This window comes from Ramlibacter albus, assembly GCF_014297445.1.
In the GTDB taxonomy this organism is placed as follows: Bacteria; Pseudomonadota; Gammaproteobacteria; order Burkholderiales; family Burkholderiaceae_C; genus Ramlibacter; species Ramlibacter albus.
In genome coordinates this window covers 106581-132268 of record NZ_JACORU010000012.1, presented here as the reverse complement: position 1 = coordinate 132268, position 25688 = coordinate 106581, and the positions used below count along the sequence as shown (strand labels likewise).

The 25688-nt window shown below is 67.7% G+C and carries 26 protein-coding genes, 1 tRNA gene and 1 riboswitch; of the genes, 19 read left to right on the top strand and 8 right to left on the bottom strand.

Going from position 1 to position 25688, the window contains the following annotated elements; all coding sequences use genetic code 11:
* Position 1 precedes the first annotated feature (1 nt).
* From H8R02_RS25095 to H8R02_RS25035, 13 genes are all read left to right on the top strand, one after another.
* Positions 2-730, top strand: a complete 729-nt coding sequence (locus H8R02_RS25095; protein ID WP_187084245.1) for a phosphoadenylyl-sulfate reductase — start codon at positions 2-4, stop codon at positions 728-730.
* A complete protein-coding gene (gene cysD / locus H8R02_RS25090) occupies positions 727-1659 on the top strand; it encodes a sulfate adenylyltransferase subunit CysD (RefSeq protein WP_187084244.1) in 933 nt (310 codons plus the stop codon). The genes H8R02_RS25095 and cysD overlap by 4 nt, the downstream gene beginning before the upstream one ends.
* Positions 1659-2957: a sulfate adenylyltransferase subunit 1 gene (locus tag H8R02_RS25085; RefSeq protein ID WP_187084243.1), complete on the top strand. Its 1299-nt coding sequence runs from the start codon at positions 1659-1661 to the stop codon at positions 2955-2957. Before cysD ends, H8R02_RS25085 begins: the two co-directional genes overlap by 1 nt.
* 93 nt (positions 2958-3050) lie before the next feature.
* Positions 3051-3395, top strand: coding sequence for a ferredoxin FdxA (gene fdxA / locus H8R02_RS25080; protein ID WP_187084242.1), 345 nt, complete (start codon positions 3051-3053; stop codon positions 3393-3395).
* Positions 3338-4408: an NAD(P)/FAD-dependent oxidoreductase gene (locus tag H8R02_RS25075; protein ID WP_435531303.1), complete on the top strand. Its 1071-nt coding sequence runs from the start codon at positions 3338-3340 to the stop codon at positions 4406-4408. Before fdxA ends, H8R02_RS25075 begins: the two co-directional genes overlap by 58 nt.
* A gap of 25 nt (positions 4409-4433) precedes the next feature.
* Positions 4434-4534: riboswitch (TPP riboswitch) on the top strand.
* A gap of 33 nt (positions 4535-4567) precedes the next feature.
* Positions 4568-6694 carry a TonB-dependent siderophore receptor gene (locus H8R02_RS25070; RefSeq protein ID WP_354004971.1) on the top strand — a complete coding sequence of 709 codons (2127 nt, stop codon included), beginning with the start codon at positions 4568-4570 and terminating at the stop codon, positions 6692-6694.
* 40 nt (positions 6695-6734) lie between these two features.
* Positions 6735-6810: transfer RNA gene (locus H8R02_RS25065), tRNA-Asn, on the top strand.
* Positions 6811-6883: 73 nt separating this feature from the next.
* Positions 6884-7279 carry a surface-adhesin E family protein gene (locus H8R02_RS25060; protein WP_187084240.1) on the top strand — a complete coding sequence of 132 codons (396 nt, stop codon included), beginning with the start codon at positions 6884-6886 and terminating at the stop codon, positions 7277-7279.
* 1 nt (position 7280) lies between these two features.
* Positions 7281-9662 carry a type IV pilus assembly protein FimV gene (locus tag H8R02_RS25055; protein ID WP_187084239.1) on the top strand — a complete coding sequence of 794 codons (2382 nt, stop codon included), beginning with the start codon at positions 7281-7283 and terminating at the stop codon, positions 9660-9662.
* Between the two features lie 68 nt (positions 9663-9730).
* Complete coding sequence (locus H8R02_RS25050; RefSeq protein ID WP_187084238.1) at positions 9731-10771, top strand: hypothetical protein; 1041 nt, start codon at positions 9731-9733, stop codon at positions 10769-10771.
* 65 nt (positions 10772-10836) lie between these two features.
* Positions 10837-11583, top strand: coding sequence for a leucyl/phenylalanyl-tRNA--protein transferase (gene aat / locus H8R02_RS25045; protein WP_187084237.1), 747 nt, complete (start codon positions 10837-10839; stop codon positions 11581-11583).
* Positions 11580-12329: an arginyltransferase gene (locus H8R02_RS25040; RefSeq protein WP_187084236.1), complete on the top strand. Its 750-nt coding sequence runs from the start codon at positions 11580-11582 to the stop codon at positions 12327-12329. The genes aat and H8R02_RS25040 overlap by 4 nt, the downstream gene beginning before the upstream one ends.
* Before the next feature lie 26 nt (positions 12330-12355).
* A complete protein-coding gene (locus H8R02_RS25035; RefSeq protein ID WP_187084235.1) occupies positions 12356-13153 on the top strand; it encodes an IclR family transcriptional regulator in 798 nt (265 codons plus the stop codon).
* A gap of 46 nt (positions 13154-13199) precedes the next feature.
* Here the strand turns inward: H8R02_RS25035 and H8R02_RS25030 are convergent, their stop codons facing one another.
* The 7 genes from H8R02_RS25030 to H8R02_RS25000 form a co-directional block, all read right to left on the bottom strand.
* Positions 13200-14237, bottom strand: coding sequence for a serine hydrolase (locus H8R02_RS25030; protein ID WP_354004972.1), 1038 nt, complete (start codon positions 14235-14237; stop codon positions 13200-13202).
* Positions 14238-14350: 113 nt separating this feature from the next.
* Positions 14351-15889 carry a 2-isopropylmalate synthase gene (locus tag H8R02_RS25025; RefSeq protein WP_187084234.1) on the bottom strand — a complete coding sequence of 513 codons (1539 nt, stop codon included), beginning with the start codon at positions 15887-15889 and terminating at the stop codon, positions 14351-14353.
* Positions 15874-17553, bottom strand: coding sequence for a 2-isopropylmalate synthase (leuA, locus tag H8R02_RS25020; RefSeq protein WP_187084286.1), 1680 nt, complete (start codon positions 17551-17553; stop codon positions 15874-15876). Before leuA ends, H8R02_RS25025 begins: the two co-directional genes overlap by 16 nt.
* A 151-nt stretch (positions 17554-17704) precedes the next feature.
* The gene (gene pssA / locus H8R02_RS25015) at positions 17705-18523 is read right to left on the bottom strand and encodes a CDP-diacylglycerol--serine O-phosphatidyltransferase (protein WP_187084233.1); all 819 of its coding nucleotides are present in this window, start codon (positions 18521-18523) and stop codon (positions 17705-17707) included.
* Positions 18524-18532: 9 nt separating this feature from the next.
* Positions 18533-19552 carry a ketol-acid reductoisomerase gene (gene ilvC, locus H8R02_RS25010; protein ID WP_187084232.1) on the bottom strand — a complete coding sequence of 340 codons (1020 nt, stop codon included), beginning with the start codon at positions 19550-19552 and terminating at the stop codon, positions 18533-18535.
* A gap of 30 nt (positions 19553-19582) precedes the next feature.
* Positions 19583-20074 (bottom strand): acetolactate synthase small subunit, encoded by a 492-nt coding sequence (gene ilvN / locus H8R02_RS25005; RefSeq protein WP_187084231.1) that lies wholly within the window; start codon positions 20072-20074, stop codon positions 19583-19585.
* An 86-nt stretch (positions 20075-20160) separates the two neighbouring features.
* Positions 20161-21936 (bottom strand): acetolactate synthase 3 catalytic subunit, encoded by a 1776-nt coding sequence (locus H8R02_RS25000; protein ID WP_187084230.1) that lies wholly within the window; start codon positions 21934-21936, stop codon positions 20161-20163.
* 211 nt (positions 21937-22147) lie between these two features.
* Here H8R02_RS25000 and H8R02_RS24995 point away from each other — a divergent pair, with 211 nt between their 5' ends.
* Genes H8R02_RS24995 through H8R02_RS24970 form a run of 6 tightly spaced genes read left to right on the top strand, consistent with a single transcriptional unit; the run spans position 22148 to position 25332 of the window.
* Complete coding sequence (locus tag H8R02_RS24995; RefSeq protein ID WP_187084229.1) at positions 22148-22714, top strand: RNA polymerase sigma factor; 567 nt, start codon at positions 22148-22150, stop codon at positions 22712-22714.
* Positions 22715-22743: 29 nt separating this feature from the next.
* Positions 22744-23139 (top strand): DUF3619 family protein, encoded by a 396-nt coding sequence (locus tag H8R02_RS24990; protein ID WP_255429545.1) that lies wholly within the window; start codon positions 22744-22746, stop codon positions 23137-23139.
* Positions 23140-23143: 4 nt separating this feature from the next.
* Entirely contained in the window at positions 23144-23821 is a 678-nt protein-coding gene (locus tag H8R02_RS24985) for a DUF3106 domain-containing protein (RefSeq protein ID WP_255429544.1), read from the top strand.
* A gap of 41 nt (positions 23822-23862) precedes the next feature.
* Positions 23863-24321, top strand: coding sequence for an RDD family protein (locus tag H8R02_RS24980; protein WP_187084284.1), 459 nt, complete (start codon positions 23863-23865; stop codon positions 24319-24321).
* 25 nt (positions 24322-24346) lie between these two features.
* Positions 24347-24748, top strand: a complete 402-nt coding sequence (locus H8R02_RS24975; protein WP_187084227.1) for a diacylglycerol kinase — start codon at positions 24347-24349, stop codon at positions 24746-24748.
* On the top strand, positions 24745-25332 hold the full coding sequence (locus H8R02_RS24970) for an LOG family protein (protein WP_187084226.1): 588 nt from the start codon (positions 24745-24747) through the stop codon (positions 25330-25332). Before H8R02_RS24975 ends, H8R02_RS24970 begins: the two co-directional genes overlap by 4 nt.
* A 2-nt stretch (positions 25333-25334) precedes the next feature.
* Here the strand turns inward: H8R02_RS24970 and H8R02_RS24965 are convergent, their stop codons facing one another.
* Complete coding sequence (locus H8R02_RS24965) at positions 25335-25673, bottom strand: P-II family nitrogen regulator (RefSeq protein ID WP_187084225.1); 339 nt, start codon at positions 25671-25673, stop codon at positions 25335-25337.
* Positions 25674-25688 lie beyond the last annotated feature (15 nt).

Here is a 25688-nt window from a genome sequence, read left to right as displayed (position 1 = left end):
CATGGGTGCCATCGACCTGTACGCCCGTCCCTCGAAGGACTTCGACGCGAAGCTCGCGGAGACGCAGGCGCTGCTGATCCGCGCCGCGCGCGAGCACTACCCGATCACGCAGGCCTCCAGCCTCGGCGCCGAGGACGTGGTCATCACGCACATCATCAACTCGCTCGAGCTGGACATCCCGGTGTTCGTGCTGGAGACGGGCATGCTGCACCAGCAGACGCTGGAACTGCTGGAGCGCACGAAGGCGACTTCCCGCGCGCCCATCCACGTCTACGGCCCGGTGCGCGAGCAGGTGGTGCACTTCGTCGCCCGCGAAGGCAAGGAGCCGATGTACCGCAGCATCGAGCTGCGCAAGGCCTGCTGCCACATCCGCAAGGTGGAGCCGCTGCAGCGCGCGCTGGAAGGCAAGAAGGCGTGGATCACCGGCCTGCGCCGCGAACAGTCCGCCGCGCGTGCCGACGTGCCGCTGGTGGACAAGAGCGAGCCGCGTGTCAAGCTCAACCCGCTGGCGAACTGGACCTGGAACGACGTGTGGCACTACATCAAGCTGCACAAGGTCGACTACAACCCGCTGCACGACGAGTTCTACCCCAGCATCGGCTGCGAGCCGTGCACCCGCGCCATCGCGGTGGGCGAGGACTTCCGCTCGGGCCGCTGGTGGTGGGAGGACGAGAAGGCCAAGGAATGCGGCCTGCACGTCAAGGAACAAACGCTCGGGGAGACGGCATGAACGCCCGTACGGAGCCGCAGCTGCTGCGGCAGGTCAGCAACCGCCACCTCGACTCGCTGGAGGAAGAGGCGATCTTCATCCTGCGCGAGGTCGCCGGTGCGTTCGAGCGCCCCGCGCTGCTCTTCTCGGGCGGCAAGGACTCGCTGGTCATCCTGAAGTGCGCCGAGAAGGCGTTCGGCAAGGGCCGCATCCCCTACCCGCTGCTGATGATCGACACGGGGCACAACTTCCCCGAGGTGACGGACTTCCGCGACTTCCGCGCGCAGGAGCTGGGCGCCGAGCTGATCGTGCGCAGCGTGGAAGACTCCATGCGCCGCGGCACGGTGCGCCTCGCGCACCCCGGCGAGAGCCGCAATGCCCACCAGTCGGTGACGCTGCTCGAAGCCATCGAGGAATTCCGCTTCGACGCGCTGATAGGCGGCGCCCGCCGCGACGAGGAAAAGGCGCGCGCCAAGGAGCGCATCTTTTCGCACCGCGACAGCTTCGGCCAGTGGCAGCCGAAGGCGCAACGCCCCGAGCTGTGGACGCTGTTCAACACGCGCCTGCAGCCCGGCGAACACTTCCGCGTGTTCCCCATCTCCAACTGGACCGAGCTGGACGTCTGGCAGTACATCGAGCGCGAGAACATCCAGCTCCCGTCGATCTACTACGCTCACGAGCGCGAAGTGATCGAGCGCAAGGGCCTGCTGGTGCCGGTGACCGAGCTCACGCCGCCGAAGGCCGGTGAAGAGGTCGTCACGCGCACCGTGCGCTTCCGCACCGTCGGCGACATCACCTGCACCTGCCCGGTCGCCAGCCCTGCCGCCAACGCGAGCGACGTGGTGGCCGAGACGCTGCTGGCCGAGGTCAGCGAGCGCGGCGCCACGCGCATGGACGACAAGACATCCGACGCTTCCATGGAGAAGCGCAAGAAGGACGGGTATTTCTGATGACGCTGGCCGACACGCAAGACATCCGCGCGCACGCGCAGCACGACCACGAGGCCGCGCTTCGCTTCATCACGTGCGGCTCGGTCGACGACGGCAAGAGCACGCTGATCGGCCGCCTGCTGGTGGACAGCCGCGCGGTGCTGCAGGACCAGCTGGCGTCCGTCTCCAAGTCCGGCGAGGCCGACCTGGCGCTGCTGACGGACGGCCTGTCCGCCGAGCGCGAGCAAGGCATCACCATCGACGTGGCCTACCGCTACTTCGCCACGCCCGCGCGCAAGTTCATCATCGGCGACGCGCCCGGCCATGAGCAGTACACGCGCAACATGGTCACGGCCGCTTCGAGCGCCGATGCCGCCGTGGTGCTGGTGGACGCCACCAAGCTGCAATGGCAGAACCCCGGCATGGACCTGCTGCCGCAGACGCGCCGCCACACGCTGCTGGTGAACCTGCTGCGCGTGCCGGCGATCGTGTTCGCGGTGAACAAGCTCGACGCGGTGGAGGACTCGAAGGTCGCCTTCGAGAACATCCGCGGTGCGCTGCAGAAGTTCGTTGCCGCCGCCGGCGTCGAAGCACGGGCCATCGTGCCGATCTCCGCGCTCAAGGGCCACAACGTGGTCGAGGCGCAACCCGGCTGGTGCGGCTATGAGGGCCTGTCGTTGCTGCAATTGCTGGAGCAGCTGGACGTGACGCCTGCCGAGACCGAAGAGGCGTTCGCGTTCCCCGTGCAATGGGTTGAAAAGTTCTCGTCTTCGTCCGACACCTCGCAGGGCCGCCGCGTGTTCTGGGGCCGCGTGGCCACCGGCGTGGTCGAGCCCGGCGATGAAATCACCGTGCTGCCCAGCGGGCAGACCGCAAAGGTAGCGCAGGTGCTGAACCACGTGCGGGAGGCGAAGGCCGTGCCCGCGCGCCACTCGGCCGGCATCGTGCTCGATCGCGAAGTCGACGTGTCGCGTGGCGACTGGCTGCTGGCGCCCGGCGCCATCGAGCCCTCGCGCGAAGTCTCCGCCACGGTCGCGTGGCTGGACGACGAGCCGCTCGTGGCCGGCCGCGCCTACTGGGCGCTGCATGGCCACCGCTGGGTGAAGGCGCGGGTCAAGCGCATCGTGCACAAGCTGGACGTGAACACGCTCGAGGAGCACGAGGCCACGCAGCTGGACCCCAACGGCATCGGCCACGTGGAGTTCGCGCTGCAGGAGCCGCTGGCCACCCTGCCCTTCGCGCGCTCGCGCACGCTGGGCTCGCTGGTGCTCGTCGACACCGCCACGCAGAAGACTTCTGCCGCCGTCCTGGTGCGTTGACCGGCATCAAAGCCCTCGGGGTCTTGCGGGCGTGCGCCCGGGCCCCGCGCTGAATTCCCTAAAATCGGCGGTTTCCCCGCAAACCGCATTCCCATGACCCACGTCGTCACCGAATCCTGTATCCGCTGCAAGTACACCGACTGCGTGGACGTGTGCCCGGTGGACTGCTTCCGCGAGGGCCCCAACTTCCTGGTGATCGACCCCGACGAGTGCATCGACTGCGCCGTGTGCATCCCAGAGTGCCCGGTCAACGCCATCTACGCCGAGGAAGACACGCCGCCGGACCAGCTGCAGTTCATCCAGATCAACGCCGACCTGGCCAAGGCGGCCGGCTGGAAGAGCATCACCAAGCGCAAGCCGGCGCTGCCCGACGCCGACGACTGGAAGGACAAGCCGAACAAGCTGCCGCAGCTCCAGAAGGAATGGAGCAAGGGCTGACCGAGACCGACGCGCTCGTCGTCGGCGCAGGCCCGGTGGGCCTGTTCCAGGTGTTCCAGCTCGGGCTGCAGGAAATCCGCGCCCACGTCGTCGATTCGCTGCCGTACGCCGGCGGGCAGTGCGTGGAGCTGTATGGCGACAAGCCGATCTACGACATCCCGGGCATCTCGGTTGCAACCGGCCGCGAACTGACCGAGCGGCTGCTCCAGCAGGTCGAGCCCTTCTCCCCCACGCTTCACTTCAACCAGGTCGTCTCGGAAGTCGAACGGCAGGCGGACGGCCGCTTTCGTGTCGCCACGTCGCAGGGCACGCAGTTCCTCACGAAGACCTTGTTCATCGCGGCGGGCGTGGGCGCGTTCCAGCCGCGCATGCTGAAGGTCGATGGCATCGAGAAGTTCGCGTCGCAGGTTGCTTACCGTGTGGAGGACCCGGCGCAGTTCGCCGGTCGCGACGTGCTGGTGCTGGGCGACGAAGACCCGGCGCTGCAAGCGGCCTGTGACCTTGCCGCAACCGCGCGAGTGACGCTGCTGCACCGGCGGGACGGCTTCCGCGCCGATCCTTCGCGCGTGGCCGCGATGCGCGAGCTCGTGGCCCAAGGCAGGATGCAATTCAAGGTGGGGCAAGTGACCGGCCTGCGCGAAGCCGGCGGGCGCCTTGCAGCCGTCGAAGTCGCCGCGCCCGACGCGACCGTGAGCGCGCTTCCCACCGACGTCGTGCTCGTGATGCTCGGCATCTCCCCGAAGCTCGGCCCGATCGCCGACTGGGGCCTCGACCTCGAGCGCAAGCAGCTGAAGGTGGACACCGAGCAGTTCTCCACCAGCGTGCCCGGCATCTTCGCCGTCGGCGACATCAACACCTACCCGGGCAAGAAGAAGCTGATCCTGTGCGGCTTCCACGAAGCCACGCTCGCCGCCTTCGGCGCAGCGGCCATCGTGTTTCCCGGCAAGGAAATCCACCTTCAATACACGACCACGTCGACGAAGCTGCATCGGCTGCTCGGCGTGTCCGGTTAAAATCCACACGCGTTCCGTCCGGGAGCGCACTCGCTAGGGGTGTTGCCGCTTTGCCGCGGCGACTGAGAAAGTCCCTTTGAACCTGATTGAGGTAATCCTCGCGCAGGGAAGCATGCATGACAGCGCGCCTTCCTGCGCCATGACACCGAAGGAAAAGTCGTGGCGCCATTCAAGCCCTCCGTTCTCGCCGCAGCCCTCGTGGCCGCACTCTCCGCGCATGCACAGACGACGACCATGCTCAGGCCTGTCGTCATCACCGACCGCAGCGCGGCCCCCACGGCCGATGTGACCGGCTTCGGCGATGTCCCGCTGAAAGACGTGCCCGTCTCGGCCACCGTCATCGACAGCCGCAGCATCGAGTCGTCGGGCGCGCGCCGCCTCGCGGACCTCACCCAGTTCGACCCGTCGGTGACCGATGCGTACAACTCGCCGGGCTACTGGGACTTCCTGTCGATCCGCGGCTTCACGCTCGACAACCGCTTCAACTACCGCCGCGAAGGCCTGCCGGTCAGCGCGGAGACTTCCGTGCCGCTGGACAACAAGGAACGTGTCGAGATCCTCAAGGGCACGAGCGGCATCCAGGCCGGCACCAGCGCGCCCGGCGGGCTGGTGAACTACGTCGTCAAGCGCCCGACGGAGAACGACCTGCGCAAGGTACGCATCGAGGCCACGCAGCGCGCCAGCCTGCTCGGCGCGGTGGACCTGGGCGGCCGCTTCGGCAACGAGCGCGCATTCGGCTACCGCATCAACGCGGCGTACGAGCAGTTGCGCCCGCTGATGCGCAACCTCGGTGGCGAGCGCCACCTGTTTGCAGTGGCGGCCGACTGGCGCATCGACCGCAGCTCGGTGCTCGAAGGCGAATTCGAGTTGAGCCGCCGCACGCAGCCCAGCCAGGCCGGCTTCAGCCTGCTCGGCTCGCGGTTGCCCGCCGCGCCCGACCCGCGCCTGAACCTGAACAACCAGCCGTGGTCGCTGCCCAATGTGTTCGAAGCCGCGAGCGGCACGCTGCGCTACGAGCGCGCGATCAATACGGCATGGCGCTGGTCCGCGAAGCTCGGCACCCAGCAGCTCAAGACCGACGACCGCATCGCCTTCCCCTTCGGTTGCAGCGCGGAGAACAACTTCGACCGCTACTGCAGCGACGGCACCTACGACCTGTACGACTTCCGCAGCGAGAACGAGAAGCGCCGGCAGGACGCCGCGGCCATCGACCTGAAGGGCAAGTTCGCCACGGGCGGCGTGCAGCACGACCTGGGCGTCGGCCTGCTCGCAAGCCGCGTGCGCAACCGGTTCCAGGATGCGGCGTTCAATTACGTGGGCACCGGCAGCGTGCAGGGCACGCTGTTCACGCCGGCTGATCCGTCGCTCACCGACACCAACACCAACCGCGACGAGCGATCGCTGGAGTTCTCGGTGCAGGACGCGATCAGGTTCAACGATCGCCTCACCGGATGGCTCGGCGTGCGCCACACGCAGCTCGATCGCGACAGCGTGCGCACCAACGGCACCCGCCGCAGCTCGTACGACCAGGGCATCACCACGCCGTGGGCCGCGCTCAGCTACAAGCTCACGCCGGCGGTCACGGCGTATGCGAACTGGGGCGAAGGCGTCGAGTCGCAGGTGGTGCCGAACCGTCCTTCGCAGTACACGAATGCCGGCGTCGCGCTGCCCGCGCTCAAGTCGCGCCAGTGGGAACTGGGTGCGAAGGGCGGCACCGACACGCTCGGCTGGCAAGCCGCGCTGTTCCAGGTCACGCGCCCGGTGAGCAACCTCGATGCATGCGCGCGCCTGTTCATCACGCCGTGCCTTGGCGCTTACGACGGTGACCAGCGCCATCGCGGCCTGGAGCTCACGGGCCGCTGGTCGCAGGGCGGCCTGCGGCTCGACGGCGGCGTGACGCTGCTCGACGCCGAGCGCCGCGGCAGCACGGCCGAGCCCGCCACCAACGGCAAGCGCCCGGTCAACGTGCCCGAATTCGTGCTACGTGCCAACACCGCATACCGAATCGCGAGCGTGCCGGGCCTCGAACTGCAGGGCCGCGTCTCGCACGAAGGCTCGCGGCCCGTGTTGCCCGATGCCTCGATCACGTTGCCGTCGTGGACGCGCGTGGATGCCGCGCTGCGCTACGAGCGCCGCATGGGCAGCGTCGACACGACGTGGACCCTCGGCGTGGACAACCTGCTGGACCGCCGCTACTGGCGCGAGTCGCCCTACCAGTTCGGGCACGTGTACCTCTACCCGGGCGCACCGCGCACGTTGCGCGTCGGCCTGAGCGCCGCGCTGTAGAAAAGCAGCCCGAAAAAAGACGCTATAATCAAAGGCTTGTTCCCCGATAGCTCAGTCGGTAGAGCGCCGGACTGTTAATCCGTAGGTCCCTGGTTCGAGCCCAGGTCGGGGAGCCAAAACTCCAGAGCCAGCAGGCAAAAACCTGCTGGCTTTTTCTTTGTGCCCGGCCCTATGATTGCCACCATAAAGATGGGGGCGCAGTTGGAGTTGGAGCGGCCGGCAATCGTCGCGTTGGGGCTCGTGCTTGCGTGTGCGGCACCGCATGCCGCTGCGCAGGACTGGGTGAACTATGGCGAAAGCGAGGTCGGGGTCCACTATTACGACCCCACCTCCATCCGCGCCGAAGGCGACCGCAAACGCGTGTGGCGGCTCATCGACCGGCGCTCACAGGTGGGCAACGGCATCAAGTCCGGCAAGGCGCTCATCGAGATCGACTGCAAGGCCGGCAAGTACCGTTACCTCAAGACGCTGCAATACTCCGGCACGATGGGCCAGGGCACCTACCTGGGCGGCGGCGAAGAGCAGGCCGCCGAGTTCGTGGCACCCGGCACGATGATCGGCCACCTGGCCAAGCTGGTGTGCTGACATGGCGCCGGCAGTACCCAAAACGACTAACGCGCACTGGCTCAGCCGTACTGTTGCTGCGCTGGCGTTTGGCGCGGCCGCGCTCTGCGGCTCGCTTTCCGCCGACGCGATGACGCTCGGCCGCCCGCGCGGGGCGGTCCTCATCGGCAAGCCGCTTTCCGTCACCATCCCCCTCACGCTCGAGGCCGGCGAAGCCGAGCCGTGCGTGCAGGCAGAACTCTTCCAGGGCGACACGCGCACCGGCCCGCTGGACGTGTCGATCGTGCAGGCCGAAGGGGGAGCGCGGGCGATCCGCGTGCTTTCCCCCGCGTCGGTCGACGAACCCGTCATCACCATTTACCTGCGGGTGGGTTGCGCGCAGCAGTTCACGCGCAGCTTCGTGATGCTGGCCGAACAGGTTGTCGACCAGCCTTCGTCCCCGATCGCACTGGCGCCGAGCACCGGGTTGACGATGGCGCCGCGGCTGTCGGATGCGCAGCAGGTGCAGCAGGCAACGGCGCCCGCCACACCGGGCGAAGCACCGCTTTCGCTGCAACCTTCCACGTCGTCGACCTGGAGCGGCTCGCCGCAGCCGGGTGGAGGCGCGCAAGCATCGGCCTCGACGACGCGGCCACCCTCTGCGCAGCCTTCGGCACCGGCGCGGCAGGCCGCGGCCGGCAGGACGGCTGCGAGGACGGGGGAAGCCGCGGCCGCTGCGCGCCCGCGCGCACAGCCTCGCGTTGCCGGCGAAGCGCGCGCGCAACCGCGCGTGGCCGGCGAACCGCGTGCGCAGGCCGCGCGCACGGGCGCCCCACGCCTGCGACTGGAAGCGGCCGGCGCTTCGATCGACTTCGCGGTGGAACAGGCAGCACCGCTGAAGCTCACGCCCAACCTGGGCAGCGCGTCGCGCACGCAAGTCGTGGGCGCCGTGCCCGGCAGCAAACCCGCCATCGAAGGCTCGACCGCGACGGCCGCCGTCGCCGCCGCATCGGCAGCGTCCGCCGCCCCCGCCGCAGCCGCCGCCCCCGCTGCATCGGGCACACCCGTGCAACTGCGCGCGGAAACCTCGATGCCCGAGCGCTTCGCGACGAAGGCCCAGGAAGAATTGGCCGGCCAGGTGCAGCGCTCCGCCGCGGTGGAAGCCGAGGTCAAGGCGCTGCGCGAGGCGATGCAAAAGCACACCGCGGCCACCGCCCAACTCGCCGAGCAGCTCGACAAGGTGCGCGGCGAGCGCGATTTCGCGAGCACCCTGCTCGCGGTCATCGCCGGCCTGCTGATTGCCGGGGGCGTGGCGATGCTGTGGCTGCGCTCGCGCGAAAGCACCGACCAGCAATCGCGCTGGCGCCAGCTGGCCGCGGCGCCGCCCGCAGCCGCGGACCTGCGCGCACGTGAAGGCGCGGCATCGGCCGGGCGCGCATCGCACGGCGGCCCGGTGTCCGAGGTCGACAGCGGCTGGGAAGGCATCTCGCAGGTGAACTCCTCCGGCGGCAATTCGTCGGACGAGGACGTGGACCTGCGGCGCAACAAGCCGGCCGTGTCGAGCCCGATGTCGGAGTTCGCGGAGAGCCAGGTCGGCCAGTCGCGCCTGCCCAAGCCGCAGGAGCTGATCGACATCCAGCAGAAGGTGGAGTTCTTCCTCGCGATCGGCCAGCACGAGCGCGCGATCGAGCTGCTGGAGCAGCAGGTCCACGACTACCTGGGCAGCAGCCCGCTGCTGTGGCTGGACCTGCTGGACCTGTGCCACCAGCACGGCAAGCGCGAGCAGTACGAGCGCATCCGCGAGGAGTTCCAGCGCGAGTTCAATGCGCGGCTGCCCGCGTTCGAGGCCAACCGGCCCGACTCGGGCGGGCTCGAGGACCATCCCCGCGCGCTCTCACGCATCGAGCAGCTGTGGGGCTCGCCGCGCGTGTTGCAGGTCATCGAGGACGCGCTCGCCGAGGACGGCCATGCGCCCGGCTCGATCACGTTCGACCTGCACGCGTCTCGGGACCTGTTGCTGCTTTACGTGATCGCGCGCGAAACGGTGCCCGGCGCCGAAGGCCCGGTGCCTTCGCCGGAAGACGACTACACGGAGTTCATCCGGACTTCGATGGTGCCGGCGATGCCGAACCTGGCGGCGGCACTCGACTTCCCCGAAGTCCCCGAGGGCGGCGCCGCGCAGCCCGGCCGCAGCACCGAGCCGGTTCCGCTGGCGACGCTGGACGAGCCCGCGCAGGACCTTCCGCCCGTGGCCGTCAGCCCGGACATCGACCTGTCGTTCATCACGGCGCCGCTTCCTGAAGTGGCGCCTTCCGCCGACCCCGAAGCCCCGGCGCCCGCGCCCACCCCGGCCCCGGAAGGCATCGAGTTCGATTTCGACTTCGAACCCCGGGCGCGCAAAGGCGGTGGCCAGACGATCCTGTAGGTGTTGCAAGCCTAGCGGACTTGTGACAAACTGTTTCTGAAATGAGGCAGGAGCGGGACGGAGGTGTCATGGCGGATCCGGTGATGCGCATGGGGCTGATCGGCTTTCAAAGCGACAGCCACCTGTGCACGCTTCTTTCGAATCGCAAGGGGCTCGTCGCCTGGGAGCGCGGCCCGTTCACCGAGGCGGATGCGCTGTGGGTGAACGGCGAGCACGCGCAACTCGTGCGGCCGGGCATCGTGCGCATCCCGTCGTACGAGCAGGGCCGCCCGGCCACGGTGCTGAGCCTGAAGGACGTCGATCGCCCGATCGCGTTCACCCTGCCATTGCCCAGCCCCAACATCCAGCCGCAGTACCTGTTCAACCCCGCCTCGCCCGAAGGCGTTGCCGCCATCTTCGACAACTTCGAGGGCTGGCTGCGCCCGCTTGCGACCGAGCTTTCCATCGCGCGCTCGCTCGCGCAGCGGCGCTACCAGCTCACGTCGGCGGTCTACCACCTGCAGTTGCAGGGGCAGCTCGTCGGCGTGATCGACCTCAACGGCGACGTCGGCCTGCACCCGAACCTCACGCCGCGGGACGCCGCGGCGGCCGAATGGGGCGGGCGCCCGCCGGCCGCGCACGCGATCCCCGAGCATTTCGCGCGCACGCCCATCTCGCAGATCATGTGGCAGTACGTGATGCGCACGGGCGAGGACCTGCTGCCCGAGCGCTATCGCCACGCCACCATCTACTTCCGCGGCGCGCCGCGCGTGGACCAGCGGCTCGTCCGCGACACGCACATGCTCTGCCTGAGCATGCTTGCCGCGGCGCCGCAGACATTGCCCGAACTGCTCGAACACACGGGCCTGTCCGAGCGCGAACTCGTGCAGGCGCTCGCCGCGCTCTACCTGGGCGGCAGCATCACCACGCACCCGGGCAAGACGGCGTGGGAGCCACGAGCGCATTCCAAGGCGGCCCGGACGGAGAGCAATCCTGATTCGGTGCTCACGCCTTCGCTCTTCGACAGCGAGGCCGCCGCTTCCGCGGCCCCGCTGGCCTCCGGCCCGCAGGCGCGCGCGCATGCGCTGACCGCACCGGCACCGCTCGAGATGCGGCGGCGCTCCAGCTAGGGCGCTCCAGGTTCATGCACGCCGCGCGGCACGGCAAGGCCGCCGCACGGTAATCTCCTAGCTGCATGCATCTGCCCTGGCTGCACCCCGGCGACCCGTTCCCCGATGCGTCCACCGCGTGGGACGCACGCCAGCCCGCACCCGGCCTGCTGGCGGCCGGCGGCGCGCTCGACGTCGACACGCTGCACCGCGCGTACTCGTGCGGCATCTTCCCGTGGTTCAGCGAAGGGCAGCCCATCCTGTGGTGGAGCACGGACCCGCGCATGGTGCTGTTCACGCGCGAGTTCAAGCTGCACCGGTCCCTGCGCAAGACGCTCGCGAAATTCGCGGCGGACCCCAGGTGCGAGATCCGCATCGATAGCGCGTTCGACGAAGTCATCCGTGCGTGTGCGTCGAGCGAGCGGCCCGGGCAGTCGGGCACCTGGATCGTGCCGAACATGGTGCGGGCCTACCAGGCCTTCCACCGCGCCGGCTACGCACACAGCGTGGAAACCTGGGTCGAAGGGCGCCTCGTGGGCGGCCTCTACTGCGTCGGGATCGGCCGCGCGGTGTTCGGCGAGTCGATGTTCACCCGGCAACCCGACGCCTCCAAGATCGCCCTGGCCGCCCTCGTCGCGCTCGGCCGTGCGCAGGGCGTGGCGATGATCGACTGCCAGCAGAACACCCGCCACCTCGCGTCGCTGGGCGCGCGCGAGATCCCGCGTGCGGAATTCGTGCAACATGTCGCGGCCGCGGCGGCCCTGCCGCCAGCGCAGTGGCGCTTCGACCCCGTATACTGGACGCAACTCCTGCAGCCCTCGATGCACGCGTGACGCACCTCAAGGACCTACCGCTCCAGACGCTGCAGTTCTACGCGACGGCTCCCTACCCCTGCAGTTACCTCCCCGGCAAGCAGGCGCGCTCGCAGGTGGCCACGCCGAGCCACCTCATCCACAACGACGCGTACTCGGACCTCGTCACGAGCGGCTTTCGCCGCAGCGGCATGTTCACATACCGGCCCTACTGCGACGGCTGCCGCGCGTGCGTGCCGTTGCGCGTACTGGCGAACCCGTTCCGCCCCACTCGCAGCCAGCGCCGTGCCTGGGCGAAGCACGGCAACCTGCAGGCCCGCGTGCTCAAGCTGTGCTTCGTGCCGGAGCACTACCACCTGTACCTCCGCTACCAGACCGGCCGCCACGCGGGCGGCGGCATGGACCACGACAGCATCGACCAGTACACGCAGTTCCTGCTGCAGACGCGCGTCAACTCGCGGCTGGTGGAGTTCCGCGAGACGCTGCCGGACGGCTCGCCCGGCCCGCTGCGCATGGTGTCGATCCTCGACGTGCTCAACGACGGCATCTCCGCCGTCTACACGTTCTACGACCCGGACCCGGACGCGAGCTACGGCACCTACAGCGTGCTCTGGCAGATCGAGCAGGCCCGCAAGCTCGGCTTGCCGCACGTGTACCTCGGCTACTGGATCGCCCAGAGCCCCAAGATGAGCTACAAGGCGCGATTCACCCCACACGAGACCCTGGTGGACGGCCAGTGGGTGGCGGGAGCACATTTCACTAGGTAAAATGGCGCGACCGGAAATTTCGCGCCATGAGAAAAACAGACCCCAACGCCCCCACCACGCCCACCATCCAGGTCATCGAGCGCATGTTCGCGCTGATCGACGTCCTGGCCTCTCGTGAGGACGCGGTCTCCCTGAAGGAAATCAGCGAGAAGACCGGCCTGCACCCTTCCACCACGCACCGCATCCTGAACGACCTGGCCACGGGCCGCTTCGTCGACCGGCCCGAGGCCGGCAGCTACCGCCTGGGCATGCGCCTGCTGGAGCTGGGCAACCTGGTGAAGGCGCGGCTGAACGTGCGCGACGCGGCGCTCACGCCGATGCGCGAGCTGCACAAGCAGATCCAGCAGCCGGTGAACCTGAGCGTGCGGCAAGGCGATGAGATCGTCTACGTGGAGCGCGCGTACAGCGAGCGCTCGGGCATGCAAGTGGTGCGGGCCATCGGCGGGCGGGCGCCGCTGCACCTCACGTCCACCGGCAAGCTGTTCCTGGCGGTGGACGATCCACAGCGCGTGCGCGCGTATGCGACGCGCACCGGCCTTGCGGGCCACACGCGCAACAGCATCACGCAGCTGCCGGTGCTGGAGCGCGAACTCGCCAAGGCGCGCCAGTACGGCATCGCGCGCGACAACGAGGAGCTGGAGCTGGGCGTGCGCTGCATGGCGGCCGGCATCTACGACGACCAGAGCAAGCTGGTGGCCGGCCTGTCGATCTCGGCGCCGGCTGACCGGCTGGACGAGAACTGGCTGCCGAAGCTGCAGGCGACGGCGAACGAGATTTCGTCGGCGCTGGGGCACAAGCCCTCGCTGCAGCGCCTGGCGGCGTAAAACAAAAAGCCGGCTCGAAGCCGGCTTTTTTGTTTGGGCAGAGTCGTTAGCCGGACACTTGCCGGATCACCGTGTTGCCGCTGGGCACCACCGGCGCATGCGTCGGCACGCCATGCGTTTCCAGCCACTTGCGCACGCGCTCGGCATCGCCGATGCGGCTCAGTTTGCCGGCCGAGTCCAGGAACACCATGATCAGCTTGCGGCCGGCCACCTTGGCCTGCATCACGAGGCACTGGCCCGCCTCGGAGATGTAGCCGGTCTTCTGCAGGCCGATCTCCCAGTTGGGGTTGTGCACGAGCCGGTTGGTGTTGTTGTACGCCAGCAGCCGGTTGCCCACCTCGACGTGCGTGCCGGGAGAGGTGGAGAACTCGCGCAGCATCGGGTCGGAATAGGCGATGTTGACCAGCGTGGCGAGGTCCTTCGCGCTGCTCTGGTTGCGGCTGGACAGGCCCGTCGGCTCGACGTACTGCGTGTCGCGCATGCCCAGCTCGCGGGCCTTGTTGTTCATCGCGCTCACGAAGGCGCTCATGCCGCCCGGGTAGGTGCGGCCCAGCGCGTGCGCCGCGCGGTTTTCGCTGGACATCAGCGCCAGGTGCATCAGGTCGCGGCGGGTGAGCGTGGTGCCCACCTTCAGGCGCGAGCTGCTGTGCTTCTCGGTGTCGACGTCTTCCTCGGTGATGGTGACCTGCTCGTCCAGCGGCAGCTTGGCCTCGCTCACGATCAGGCCGGTCATCAGCTTGGTGATGGAGGCGATGGGCAGCACGGCGCTGTCGTTCTTGCGCACCAGCACCTCGCGGGTGTCCTGGTCGATCACGAAAGCGACGCTGGACTTCAAATCCAGGTCGTCCTGCACCGAGTGCAGGCCGGCGAGCTGGCCGAACGAGGGCTTGGGCGGCGCGGCCACGATGACCGAGCGGCGCTTGCCGGCGGCCACCATGCGCGGGGCACCCTTGGCGAACGTCTTCGAAACGCGCGCCGTCTTGGTGACGGCCGCCTTCTTCGCGACGCGCTTGGCAGGGGCGGCCTCGGCCACGTTCGGCAGCAACGCCAGAACGAAGGCCCCCAGTGCAACGGTATGTAGGATGCGGTTCAAAGCTCGTTCAATCCCAAACAACGTCCTGAACGCAGGCGATACAAACAAAATCAACAGCTTAGAAAGGTAACCTAAGCCACCGCGCGAATTATAGGTAGATACCCTCAGCCTTGCGCAGCTACCCGATCAGCTTTACTTTGTAACTTGTTGAGGGCACTGAGGTAAGCCTTTGCAGATGCAACGACGATGTCCGGGTCCGCGCCGACACCGTTGACCACCCGGCCCGAGTTCTGCAGCCGGACGGTCACCTCGCCCTGACTCTCGGTCGAGCCGCTGATCGCATTGACCGAATACAGCACCATCTCCGCCCCGCTCTTGACCTGGCTCTCGATCGCCTTGAGGGACGCGTCCACCGGCCCGTTGCCGTCCGACGCACCCTTGACCTCCCGCCCCTCGACAGTAAACACCACCTCGGCGTGCGGCCGCTCCCCCGTCTCGCTGTGCTGCTTGAGGGAGATCAAGTGGTAGGTGTCCGGCTCGTGGGCCAGGCTCTCGTCGCTGACCAGCGCCAGGATGTCCTCGTCGAATATGTCGCTCTTGCGGTCGGCCAGTTCCTTGAACTTCGCGAAGGCCGCGTTGACGTCGGCCTCGCTATCCATCTGGACACCCAGCTCCTGCAGGCGCTGCTTGAAGGCGTTGCGGCCCGACAGCTTGCCCAGCACGATCTTGTTGGCAGACCAGCCCACGTCCTCGGCCCGCATGATCTCGTAGGTGTCGCGCGCCTTGAGCACGCCGTCCTGGTGGATGCCGCTCGCGTGCGCGAACGCGTTCGCGCCCACCACGGCCTTGTTGGGCTGCACGACGAAGCCGGTCGTCTGGCTCACCATGCGCGAGGCCGGCACGATGTGCTTGGTGTCGATGAGCACGTCGAGGCCGAAGTAATCCTTGCGGGTCTTCACGGCCATCACGATCTCTTCCAGCGAGCAGTTGCCCGCGCGCTCGCCGAGCCCGTTGATCGTGCACTCGACCTGGCGCGCGCCGCCGATCTTCACGCCGGCCAGCGAGTTCGCCACCGCCATGCCGAGGTCGTTGTGGCAGTGCACGGACCAGACGGCCTTGTCGGAATTCGGCACGCGCTCGCGCAGCGTCTTGATGAAGTTCCCGTAGAGCTCGGGCACCGCATAGCCCACGGTGTCGGGCACGTTGATCGTGGTGGCGCCTTCGTCGATCACCGTCTCCAGCACACGGCAGAGGAAGTCCACCTCGCTGCGGTAGCCATCTTCCGGCGAGAACTCGATGTCGCCGCAGAGGTTGCGCGCGAAGCGCACCGACTGCTTCGCCTGCTCCAGCACCTGCTCGGGCGTCATCCGCAGCTTCTTCTCCATGTGCAGCGGCGAAGTCGCGATGAAGGTGTGGATGCGCGCCCGCGCCGCCGGCTTGAGCGCCTCGGCGGCGCGCGCGATGTCCTTGTCGTTGGCGCGCGAGAGCGAGCACACCGTCGAGTCCCTGATCGCCGCGGCGATGGCCTGCACCGCATCGAAGTCGCCGTTGGAGCTGGCCGCGAAGCCGGCTTCGATGACGTCGACCTTCAGCCGCTCGAGCTGGCGCGCGATGCGCAGCTTCTCGTCCTTGGTCATCGAGGCGCCGGGGGACTGCTCGCCGTCGCGCAGCGTCGTGTCGAAGATGATCAGTTGGTCTGCCATGCCTGCTCCTTGCTTTCCACGCTCGCCCGCTGCAAGCCCGAAACGATCGCCTTGAGGGACGCCGACACGATGTTCGCATCCGTGCCCACGCCGAAAAGCGTCTGCTCGCCGATGCGCAGTTCCAGGTAGGCCACCGCGCGCGCGTTGGCGCCGGACGCGATGGCGTGCTCATGGTAGTCCAGCACGCGGATCGGCTGGCCGCTGACGTGCGACAGCCCGGCCACGAAGGCGTCGATCGGGCCGTTGCCGATGCCGCGCACGCCGAAGGCGCGGCCACCCATCTGCACCTGCGCGGCAATGGAGACTTGCCCGCCGCCCTCTTCCGTGACGTGATGCTGCGGCACGCCGTTGGTGGCAAGCCCGTACTCGGTCTCGAACACCTGCCAGAGGTCGGCGGCCGTGAACTCCTTGCCGGTCGCGTCCATGGCACGCTGCACGACCTGGCTGAACTCGATCTGCAGCCGGCGCGGCAACTCCAGCCCGTACTCGGCCTCGAGCAGGTAGGAGATGCCGCCCTTGCCCGACTGGCTGTTCACGCGGATCACGGCCTCGTAGCTGCGGCCGAGGTCCTTCGGGTCCAGCGGCAGGTAGGGCATGTCCCAGATGTCGTCTTCCTTGCGCGCGGCGAAAGCCTTCTTGATCGCGTCCTGGTGCGAGCCGGAGAAGGACGTGTACACGAGGTCGCCGACATACGGGTGGCGCGGGTGCACGGGGATCTGGTTGCAGTGTTCGACCGTGCGGCGGATCTCGTCGATGTCCGAGAAGTCCAGGCCCGGGTGGACGCCCTGGCTGTAGAGGTTGAGCGCGACGTTCACGAGGTCGAGGTTCCCGGTGCGCTCGCCGTTGCCGAACAGGCAGCCTTCGAGGCGGTCGGCCCCCGCCATCACGGCGAATTCACCTGCTGCGGTGCCCGTGCCACGGTCGTTGTGCGGGTGCACGGAGAGCACGATCGAATCGCGCCGCTCGAGGTTGCGGTGCATCCACTCGATCATGTCCGCGAAGATGTTGGGCGTCGAATGCTCCACGGTGGACGGCAGGTTGACGATGCACTTGCGCTGCGGCGTCGGTTGCCACACCTCGGTGACGGCATCGACCACGCGCTTGGCGAAGGTAAGCTCGGTGCCGGAGAACATTTCGGGCGAGTACTGGAACACCCACTCGGTCCCGGGCTGCTGCGCCGCCAGTTCCTGGAACAGCTTCGCCTGCGACGTGGCGAGCTGCACGATCCCGTCTTCGTCCAGCCCCAACACCACCTTGCGCATCACGGGCGCCGTCGCGTTGTACAGGTGCACGATCACGCGGCGTGCGCCGCGCAGCGAATCGAAGGTCTTGCGAATGAGCTCCTCGCGCGCCTGCGTCAGCACCTGGATCGTCACGTCGGCGGGGATCAGGTCCTCCTCGATCAGCTTGCGCACGAAGTCGTATTCGATCTGGGACGCCGAGGGGAACCCCACCTCGATCTCCTTGAAGCCGATGTCCACCAGCGCCTCGAACATCCGCAGCTTGCGCGGGATGTCCATCGGCTCGATCAGCGCCTGGTTGCCGTCGCGCAGGTCGACGCTGCACCACACAGGGGGCTTCGTCAGCACCGCGTCCGGCCAGGTGCGGTCCTTCAGGCCGACCGGGCGGAAGGCGCGGTACTTGGCGGCGGGGTTCTTCAACATCGGCATTTCAGGGCTCCAAAAGAAAACGGCCCGTTGCGGGTGCAAACGGGCCGTGATTCGGGAATTCGCGCGCGCGCTACCGTCTCCGCCCGTGGGGGGATAGCAGTAGAAGGGCCAGCGAACGGATGTTCATGGCGATCAATGTATCACACTATTTGTGCAACCCGCGCTCGTCCGGTTCGTCGGTGGAGGTTGCGATCATGCTCACCGGCTTGCCGCGGGCGCGCTTCCAGGCATACACCGCGTACCCCGACAGGCCGTACACCACGAAAAGCCCGAACAGCACCGTGGGCGGGTGGATGTTGATCACCGCGATGCCCAGCGCGATGGCGACGATCACCGCGAACGGCACCGTCTTCTTCATCTGCACGTCCTTGAAACTGTAGAACGGCACGTTGGTGACCATCGTGAGCCCTGCGTACAGCGCGATGCAGAACATCGGCCACACGACCTCGTAGCCCTTGAACTCCAGGTCGTTCATGAGCCAGATGAACCCGGCCACGAGCGCGGCGGCCGCGGGCGAAGGCAGGCCCTGGAAGTAACGCTTGTCCACGACCCCGGTGTTCACGTTGAAGCGCGCCAGCCGCAGCGCCGCGCAGGCGCAATAGACGAACGCCGCGATCCACCCCCAGCGCCCGATGCCCTTCAGCGCCCATTCGTACGCGATGAGCGCCGGCGCCGCGCCGAACGACACCATGTCCGACAGCGAATCCATCTGCTCGCCGAACGCGCTGGTGGTGTTGGTCATGCGGGCGACGCGCCCGTCGAGGCTGTCGAGGACCATCGCGATGAACACGCCGCTGGCGGCCAGGTCGAAGCGGCCGTTCATGGCCATCACCACCGCGTAGAAACCGCCGAACAGCGCCGCCAGCGTGAAGAGGTTGGGCAGGATGTAGATGCCCTTGCGGCGCTTGCGGACGACGACGCCCGGCTCGGGCGTGTCGTCGCTGGGATGGGATGCGTCGTGCATCCCGCTAGTTTAGTTCTTCGACTTGTCGACCAGCTTGTTGGCCTTGATCCACGGCATCATCGCGCGCAGTTTCTCGCCCACCACCTCGATCTGGTGCTCCGCGGTCAGGCGGCGGCGCGACAGCAGCGTCGGCGCGCCCGCGCGGTTCTCGAGGATGAAGTTCTTGGCGTACTCGCCGGTCTGGATGTCGCGCAGGCACTGGCGCATGACTTCCTTGGTCTGGGCGTTCACGACCTTCGGGCCCGTCACGTACTCGCCGTACTCCGCGTTGTTGGAGATGGTGTAGTTCATGTTGGCGATGCCGCCCTCGTAGATCATGTCCACGATCAGCTTCAGCTCGTGCAGGCACTCGAAGTACGCCATCTCGGGCGCGTAGCCGGCTTCCACCAGCACCTCGAAGCCGGTCTTGATCAGCTCCACGGTGCCGCCGCACAGCACGGCCTGCTCGCCGAAGAGGTCGGTCTCGGTCTCTTCGCGGAAGCTGGTCTCGATGATGCCGGCCTTGCCGCCGCCGTTGGCCATCGCGTACGACAGGGCCAGGTCACGCGCCTTGCCGGTCTTGTCCTGGGCGATCGCCACGAGGTGGGGCACGCCGCCGCCTTGCGTGTACGTGCCGCGCACCGTGTGGCCGGGGGCCTTGGGGGCGACCATCCACACGTCGAGGTCGGCGCGCGGCGTGACGAAGCCGTAGTGCACGTTGAAGCCGTGCGCGAAGACGAGCGAAGCGCCTTCGCGGATGTTCGGCTCGACGTCGCGCTTGTAGACCTCGGCGATCTGCTCGTCGGGCAGCAGGATCATCACGACGTCGGCGGTCTTCACGGCCTCGCCCACTTCGGCGACCTTCAGGCCCGGCACCTTCTCGACCTTGGGCCAGCTCGCGCCGCCCTTGCGCAGGCCCACGGTGACCTTCACGCCGCTGTCGTTCAGGTTCTGCGCGTGGGCATGGCCCTGCGAACCGTAGCCGATGATGGTGACGTTCTTGCCCTTGATCAGGCTCAGGTCACAGTCCTTGTCGTAATAAACCTTCATGGTGCTCTCCGGAAAAATTCAAAAAAACAGTCAAACGCGCAGGATCCGTTCGCCGCGGCCGATGCCGGAGGCGCCCGTGCGGACGGTCTCCAGGATGGCGGTGCGGTCGATGGCTTCCAGGAAGGCGTCGTTCTTGGCCTGGTCGCCGGTGAGTTCGATGGTGTAGCTCTTCTCGGTCACGTCGATGATGCGGCCGCGGAAGATGTCGGCCATGCGCTTCATCTCCTCGCGCTCCTTGCCCACCGCGCGCACCTTCACCATCATGAGCTCGCGCTCGGTGTAGGCGCCCTCGGTGAGGTCCACCACCTTCACCACCTCGATGAGGCGGTTCAGGTGCTTGGTGATCTGCTCGATCACGTCGTCCGAGCCCGTCGTCTGGATCGTCATGCGCGACAGCGACGCGTCCTCGGTCGGCGCCACGGTGAGCGACTCGATGTTGTAGCCGCGGGCCGAGAAGAGGCCCACCACGCGGGAGAGAGCGCCGGGCTCGTTCTCCAGCAGCACTGCGATGATGTGTTTCATGTCAAACCGGCTCGGCTTTTCGGCGCCCTCCCCCGCTGCCGGTAAGCAGCGGGCTCGGCGACCAATAGCTTCGCCGTCCGTTGGGTTTAAAGATCCTCGGACCCGAGCAGCATCTCGGTGATGCCCTTGCCCGCCTTCACCATCGGCCAGACGTTCTCCGTCGGGTCGGTGCGGAAGTCCATGAAGACGGTGCGGTCCTTGAGCTTGCGCGCTTCGCGCAGCGCCGGCTCCACGTCCTGCGGCCGCTCGATCAGCATGCCCACGTGCCCATAGGCCTCGGCCAGCTTCACGAAGTTGGGCAGCGCGTCCATGTAGCTGTGGCTGTAGCGGCCCTCGTAGTCGAGCTCCTGCCACTGGCGCACCATGCCCAGGTAGCGGTTGTTCAGCGAGATGATCTTGATCGGCGTGTTGTACTGCAGGCAGGTCGAGAGCTCCTGGATGCACATCTGCACCGAGCCCTCGCCGGTGATGCAGTACACCTCGCTGTCCGGCTTGGCCAGCTTGATGCCCATCGCGTACGGGATGCCCACGCCCATGGTGCCGAGACCCCCCGAGTTGATCCAGCGGCGCGGGTCCTTGAACTTGTAGAACTGCGCGGCCCACATCTGGTGCTGGCCCACGTCGGACGTGACGTAGGTGTCGACGTCCTTGGTCATGTTCCACAGCGTCTCGACGACGTACTGCGGCTTGATCACGTCGCGGTTGCCGCGGTCGTACTTGAGGCAATCCTTCTTGCGCCAGCCGTCGATCTGCTCCCACCAGGCATTGAGCGCGTCCTTGTCCGGCTTGGCGCCCGCTTCGCGGATCTGCGCGATGAAGTCCGCCAGCACGTCCTTGACGTCGCCCACGATCGGGATGTCGACCTTCACCCGCTTGGAGATGGACGACGGGTCGATGTCGATGTGGATGATCTTGCGCTCGCTCTGCGCGAAGTGCTTGGGGTTGCCGATCACGCGGTCGTCGAAGCGCGCGCCCACGGCCAGCAGCACGTCGCAGTTCTGCATGGCGTTGTTGGCTTCGATCGTGCCGTGCATGCCCAGCATGCCGAGGAACTTCGGGTCGGTGCCGCTCATGGCGCCCAGGCCCATGAGCGTGTTGGTGACCGGGAAGCCGAGCATGTTGGCCAGCGTGCGCAGTTCGTCGGTGGCATTGCCCAGGATCACGCCGCCGCCGGTGTAGATGTACGGGCGCTTGGCCGCCAGCAGCAGCTGCACCGCCTTGCGGATCTGCCCGCCATGGCCCTTGCGCACCGGGTTGTACGAGCGCATCTCCACCTTGTCGGGGTAGCCCGTGTACGCGGTCTTGTTGAAGGACACGTCCTTCGGGATGTCGACCACCACCGGGCCGGGGCGGCCCGAACGCGCGATGTGGAAGGCCTTCTTCATCACCTCGGCGACGTCGCGCACGTCCTTGACCAGGAAGTTGTGCTTGACGATGGGGCGCGTGATGCCGACGGTGTCGCATTCCTGGAAAGCGTCCAGGCCGATGGCCGCCGTGGGAACCTGGCCGGTGATCAGCACCAGCGGGATCGAGTCCATGTACGCGGTGGCGATGCCGGTCACCGCATTCGTGACGCCGGGGCCCGACGTGACGAGCGCCACACCGACTTCGCCCGTCGCACGCGCATAGCCATCGGCCGCATGCACCGCCGCCTGCTCGTGGCGCACCAGCACGTGCTGGATGGTGTCCTGCTTGTACATGGCGTCGTAGATGTGCAACGCCGCACCGCCCGGGTAGCCCCAGACGTACTTGACGCCTTCGGCCTGGAGCGCCTTGACGAGGATTTCCGCGCCGCGGAGTTCTTGGGTGTTGTTGGCTGTGGCAGCCGCGGCGGAAGAGATTTCCGCCTTCGAGATTTCCATGATCAACCTTTCGGGTGTCAGTGACGACCTGTTGGGTGCCCCTCGCTCGCCCTTGTGGAGCTGCGTCAGGACTTAGAACCTCGTGCCATGGGCGTGCCTTTCGCATCGCCGGACCCGGGCTCGTTTGCCTTTTGACTTGCAGGACGGATTATGGCCGATAATTTCCGGCTCACCCGCAGCTCGACCATAAAGAGACAGGCCCTACAGCTCCTTGGCAACCGAGAACGAACTTTCCGGCTTCCTCAAGTCGGTCGAAAAGCGGGCCTTCAAGCGCACCATCTACCACGTCCGGGACGAGGAGGCGGCGCTCGACATCGTGCAGGACAGCATGATGAAGCTCGCCGAGCACTACGGCGACAAGCCGCCGCAGGAGCTGCCCATGCTCTTCCAGCGCATCCTGTCCAACTGCACGCTGGACTTCTTCCGCCGCCAGAAGACGCGCAACGCCCTTTTCTCCAACCTGAGCGACTTCGAAGCCCCCGGCGAGGACGGCGATTTCGACCTGCTGGAAACTTATGCGGCGCAGGACGTATCCCAGCAGTCTGAAAGTGCCGAAGATTCCACGCGCCGGGCGCAGATCTTGCGTGAGATCGAAGCCGAGATCATGGAGCTGCCTGCCCGTCAACGGGAAGCGTTTTTGATGCGTTACTGGGAGGACATGGACGTGGCCGAAACGGCGGCGGCCATGGGCTGCTCGGAAGGTAGCGTCAAGACGCACTGTTCACGTGCAGTCCAGGCCCTCGGCAAAGCGCTGAAGGCGAAGGGAATACAACTATGAGCCACACCAACTCTGCCCCTGCCCTGCAAATGACGGACGAATTCGGCCGAAAGGTCGCATCGCGGCTGCAGCAGGCCGCGCACGAGCTGCCTTACGACATCTCGGAGCGGCTGCGCGCCGCCCGTGTCCAGGCCGTGGCCCACCGTAAAGTCGCCCAGCCGCGCCCCGCCCGCACCGTGCTCGGCATGGGCGGCGCCGCCGCGCTCACCTTCGGCGAGGACGGCCTGAACCTCTGGGGGCGCATCGCCTCCGCGCTGCCGATCATCGTGCTGGCCGGCGGCCTGATCCTGATCCACACCGCGCAGTCGGAGCGCCGCGCGTCCGAGCTGGCCGAGGTGGACGTGCAGCTCCTCACGGACGACCTGCCCCCGCAGGCGTACACCGACCCGGGCTTCGCCCAGTTCCTGCGCACCGGCGGGCAATAAGGGCATGAGCGCAAGGAATCTCGCGCTCGCCCTCCTCGCTGCCTGCGTATCCGCCGGCGCGGCGGCCTCCGCATGGATGACCGCCCAGGCCCAGGTGCCGGGGCTCCACATGCCCGGCGCCTCCTCCGCTCGCAAGGCTGCGCCCGCCCGGCCCCCCGCCGCAACTCAGAAGGAAGAGGCCAAGCCCCTCTGGTCCGAGCTCACGCCCGTGCAGCAGCAAACCCTCGCGCCGCTGGGCGCCAGCTGGCGCAGCCTGAGCGAGCCGCACAAGCGCAAGTGGCTGGCGCTGGCCGAGAGCTACCCGCGCATGAGCCCCGCCGGGCAGGCCAAGCTGCGCAGCCGCATGACCGAATGGGCGGCTCTCTCGCCCCAGCAGCGCACCACCGCCCGCCTGAACTTCGAAGAGACGAAGAAGGTCGCGCCCAGCGACAAGAAGGCGGCGTGGGAGGCTTACCAGCAGTTGCCCGCCGAGGAAAAGAAGCGTCTGGCCGCCGGCGCCGCCGCAGTGAAGCCGCCGCCGCCGCCCACGGCCCCGGCCGTCAAGCCGGTCTCGCCCCAGCGCCTGGCCAAGGTGCCGAAGCCGCAGGTGGGTGACACCAAGGCGCCGCGCATCGCGGCCACGACGGACAGCCTCGAGAACCACCTCGTGCCGGCCCCCGCCGCTTCCGACACCAAGCATTGAACACCGTGGACTCGTTGGTGGCGCCCCCGTTGCGGCGCCGGATGGCTTGCTGGGTGTACGAAGGCATCCTGCTGTTCGGCGTGGTGTTCGTGGCCGGGTGGCTGTTCAGCACGATCGGGCAGGTGCGCAGCGGCATCGACGAGCGCCGGCCGCTGCTGCAAGCCTTCTGTTTCGTCGTCTTCGGCGTCTACTTCGCCTACTTCTGGTCGCGTGGGCAGACGCTGGCCATGCGCACGTGGAACATCCGTGTCGTCGACGCCCGCGGGCTGCCGATCACGCAGGGCCGCGCGCTGCTGCGCTACGTGCTCGCATGGATCTGGTTCGTGCCGCCGCTGGCCGTGCTCGCGCCTTTCCACCTGCGGCCTGCCGAAGTGGCCGTGCTGGTGGCCGGCTGGGTGGCGGTGTGGGCCGTGCTCTCGCGCTTCCACCCGCAGCGGCAGTTCTGGCATGACGCCTGGGCGGGGACGCGGCTCGTCGACGCCCCGCGCAGCAAGCCCTGACGCGCGCTGCGCCACAATCCAGCCCATGTCGACGCCCCACGAAGCCTTGACGCCGGTGAACCCGCAGAAGCTGCGCAGCGGCCTCTCGCGCATCTGGCATGCTGCCGGCTATTCGCTCGCCGGCTTGCGCGCCGGCTGGAGCGAAACCGCGTTCCGCCAGGAGGTGCTCGCCGCGATCGTCATGATCCCCGCGTCGTTCTGGCTGGGCCGCACGTGGGTGGAGGTGGCGCTGCTCGCGGGCTCGGTGATGCTGGTGATGATCGTGGAGCTGCTGAACACCGCCGTCGAAGCGGCCATCGACCGCATCGGCTTCGAGCGGCACGAGCTGTCCAAGCGCGCAAAGGACATGGGCAGTGCGGCCGTCCTGCTCGCGTGCCTGCTCGCGGGCGGAATCTGGGCCGCGGCCCTCGTGCAGAGGTTCGCATGAGCGCACCGGCGTTTTCGCTTTGCGTCTACTGCGGCTCGCGCCTGGGCGACACGCCCGTGTTCGCGCAGGTTGCGCAGGCCGTCGGCCGCTGGATCGGCGACCATGGCGGCCAGCTGGTCTACGGCGGCGGCAACAACGGCCTCATGGGCGTCATGGCCGACGCCACGCTCGCCGCGGGCGGCCGCGTGGTCGGCATCATCCCGCAGGCGCTGGTCGAGCGCGAGTGGGCCAAGCGCGATTGCACCGAGCTGCACGTCGTGGCCAACATGCACGAGCGCAAGTCGATGATGGCGGCGCGCGCGGACGCGTTCCTCTCGCTGCCCGGCGGCATCGGCACCTTCGAGGAGTTCTTCGAGGCGTGGACGTGGAAGCAGCTGGGCTACCACGACAAGCCCGTGGGCCTGCTCAACAGCGGCGGCTACTACGACGCGCTGCTGCAGTTCCTCTCGCAAAGCGTCGCGAGCGGGTTCATGAGCAGCTGGCAGATGGACCTGCTGCGGGTGGGCGAAGACCCCGAGGCACTGATGCAGGAGCTGGTGCAGGCCGCGGGGCGCGGCACGCGCATCGACCTTTCGCGGATCTAGATCTAGACGGCGCTCTCGTCCACCTCGCCCGTGCGGATGCGCACCACGCGCTCCACCGACGTGACGAAGATCTTCCCGTCGCCGATCTTGCCGGTGCGCGCGGCGCGGATGATGGCGTCGACGCAGCGGTCCACGTCCTCGTCCTTCACCACCACTTCCACTTTCACCTTCGGCAGGAAGTCCACCACGTACTCGGCGCCGCGATAGAGCTCGGTGTGGCCCTTCTGGCGCCCGAACCCCTTGACCTCCGTGACGGTCAGGCCCGTGACGCCGCACTCGGCGAGGCCCTCGCGCACTTCCTCGAGCTTGAACGGTTTGACGACGGCGGTGATCTGTTTCATGGGGCGGTGGAGGAG

Coding starts and splice junctions, on each gene's coding strand:
- H8R02_RS25095 (WP_187084245.1), top strand. CDS start 2: ATGGGTGCCATCGACCTGTACGCCCGTCCCTCGAAGGACTTCGACGCG.
- cysD (WP_187084244.1), top strand. CDS start 727: ATGAACGCCCGTACGGAGCCGCAGCTGCTGCGGCAGGTCAGCAACCGC.
- H8R02_RS25085 (WP_187084243.1), top strand. CDS start 1,659: ATGACGCTGGCCGACACGCAAGACATCCGCGCGCACGCGCAGCACGAC.
- fdxA (WP_187084242.1), top strand. CDS start 3,051: ATGACCCACGTCGTCACCGAATCCTGTATCCGCTGCAAGTACACCGAC.
- H8R02_RS25060 (WP_187084240.1), top strand. CDS start 6,884: ATGGGGGCGCAGTTGGAGTTGGAGCGGCCGGCAATCGTCGCGTTGGGG.
- H8R02_RS25055 (WP_187084239.1), top strand. CDS start 7,281: ATGGCGCCGGCAGTACCCAAAACGACTAACGCGCACTGGCTCAGCCGT.
- H8R02_RS25050 (WP_187084238.1), top strand. CDS start 9,731: ATGGCGGATCCGGTGATGCGCATGGGGCTGATCGGCTTTCAAAGCGAC.
- aat (WP_187084237.1), top strand. CDS start 10,837: ATGCATCTGCCCTGGCTGCACCCCGGCGACCCGTTCCCCGATGCGTCC.
- H8R02_RS25035 (WP_187084235.1), top strand. CDS start 12,356: ATGAGAAAAACAGACCCCAACGCCCCCACCACGCCCACCATCCAGGTC.
- H8R02_RS25025 (WP_187084234.1), bottom strand. CDS start 15,889: ATGGCAGACCAACTGATCATCTTCGACACGACGCTGCGCGACGGCGAG.
- leuA (WP_187084286.1), bottom strand. CDS start 17,553: ATGTTGAAGAACCCCGCCGCCAAGTACCGCGCCTTCCGCCCGGTCGGC.
- pssA (WP_187084233.1), bottom strand. CDS start 18,523: ATGCACGACGCATCCCATCCCAGCGACGACACGCCCGAGCCGGGCGTC.
- ilvC (WP_187084232.1), bottom strand. CDS start 19,552: ATGAAGGTTTATTACGACAAGGACTGTGACCTGAGCCTGATCAAGGGC.
- ilvN (WP_187084231.1), bottom strand. CDS start 20,074: ATGAAACACATCATCGCAGTGCTGCTGGAGAACGAGCCCGGCGCTCTC.
- H8R02_RS25000 (WP_187084230.1), bottom strand. CDS start 21,936: ATGGAAATCTCGAAGGCGGAAATCTCTTCCGCCGCGGCTGCCACAGCC.
- H8R02_RS24990 (WP_255429545.1), top strand. CDS start 22,744: ATGACGGACGAATTCGGCCGAAAGGTCGCATCGCGGCTGCAGCAGGCC.
- H8R02_RS24985 (WP_255429544.1), top strand. CDS start 23,144: ATGAGCGCAAGGAATCTCGCGCTCGCCCTCCTCGCTGCCTGCGTATCC.
- H8R02_RS24980 (WP_187084284.1), top strand. CDS start 23,863: ATGGCTTGCTGGGTGTACGAAGGCATCCTGCTGTTCGGCGTGGTGTTC.
- H8R02_RS24975 (WP_187084227.1), top strand. CDS start 24,347: ATGTCGACGCCCCACGAAGCCTTGACGCCGGTGAACCCGCAGAAGCTG.
- H8R02_RS24970 (WP_187084226.1), top strand. CDS start 24,745: ATGAGCGCACCGGCGTTTTCGCTTTGCGTCTACTGCGGCTCGCGCCTG.
- H8R02_RS24965 (WP_187084225.1), bottom strand. CDS start 25,673: ATGAAACAGATCACCGCCGTCGTCAAACCGTTCAAGCTCGAGGAAGTG.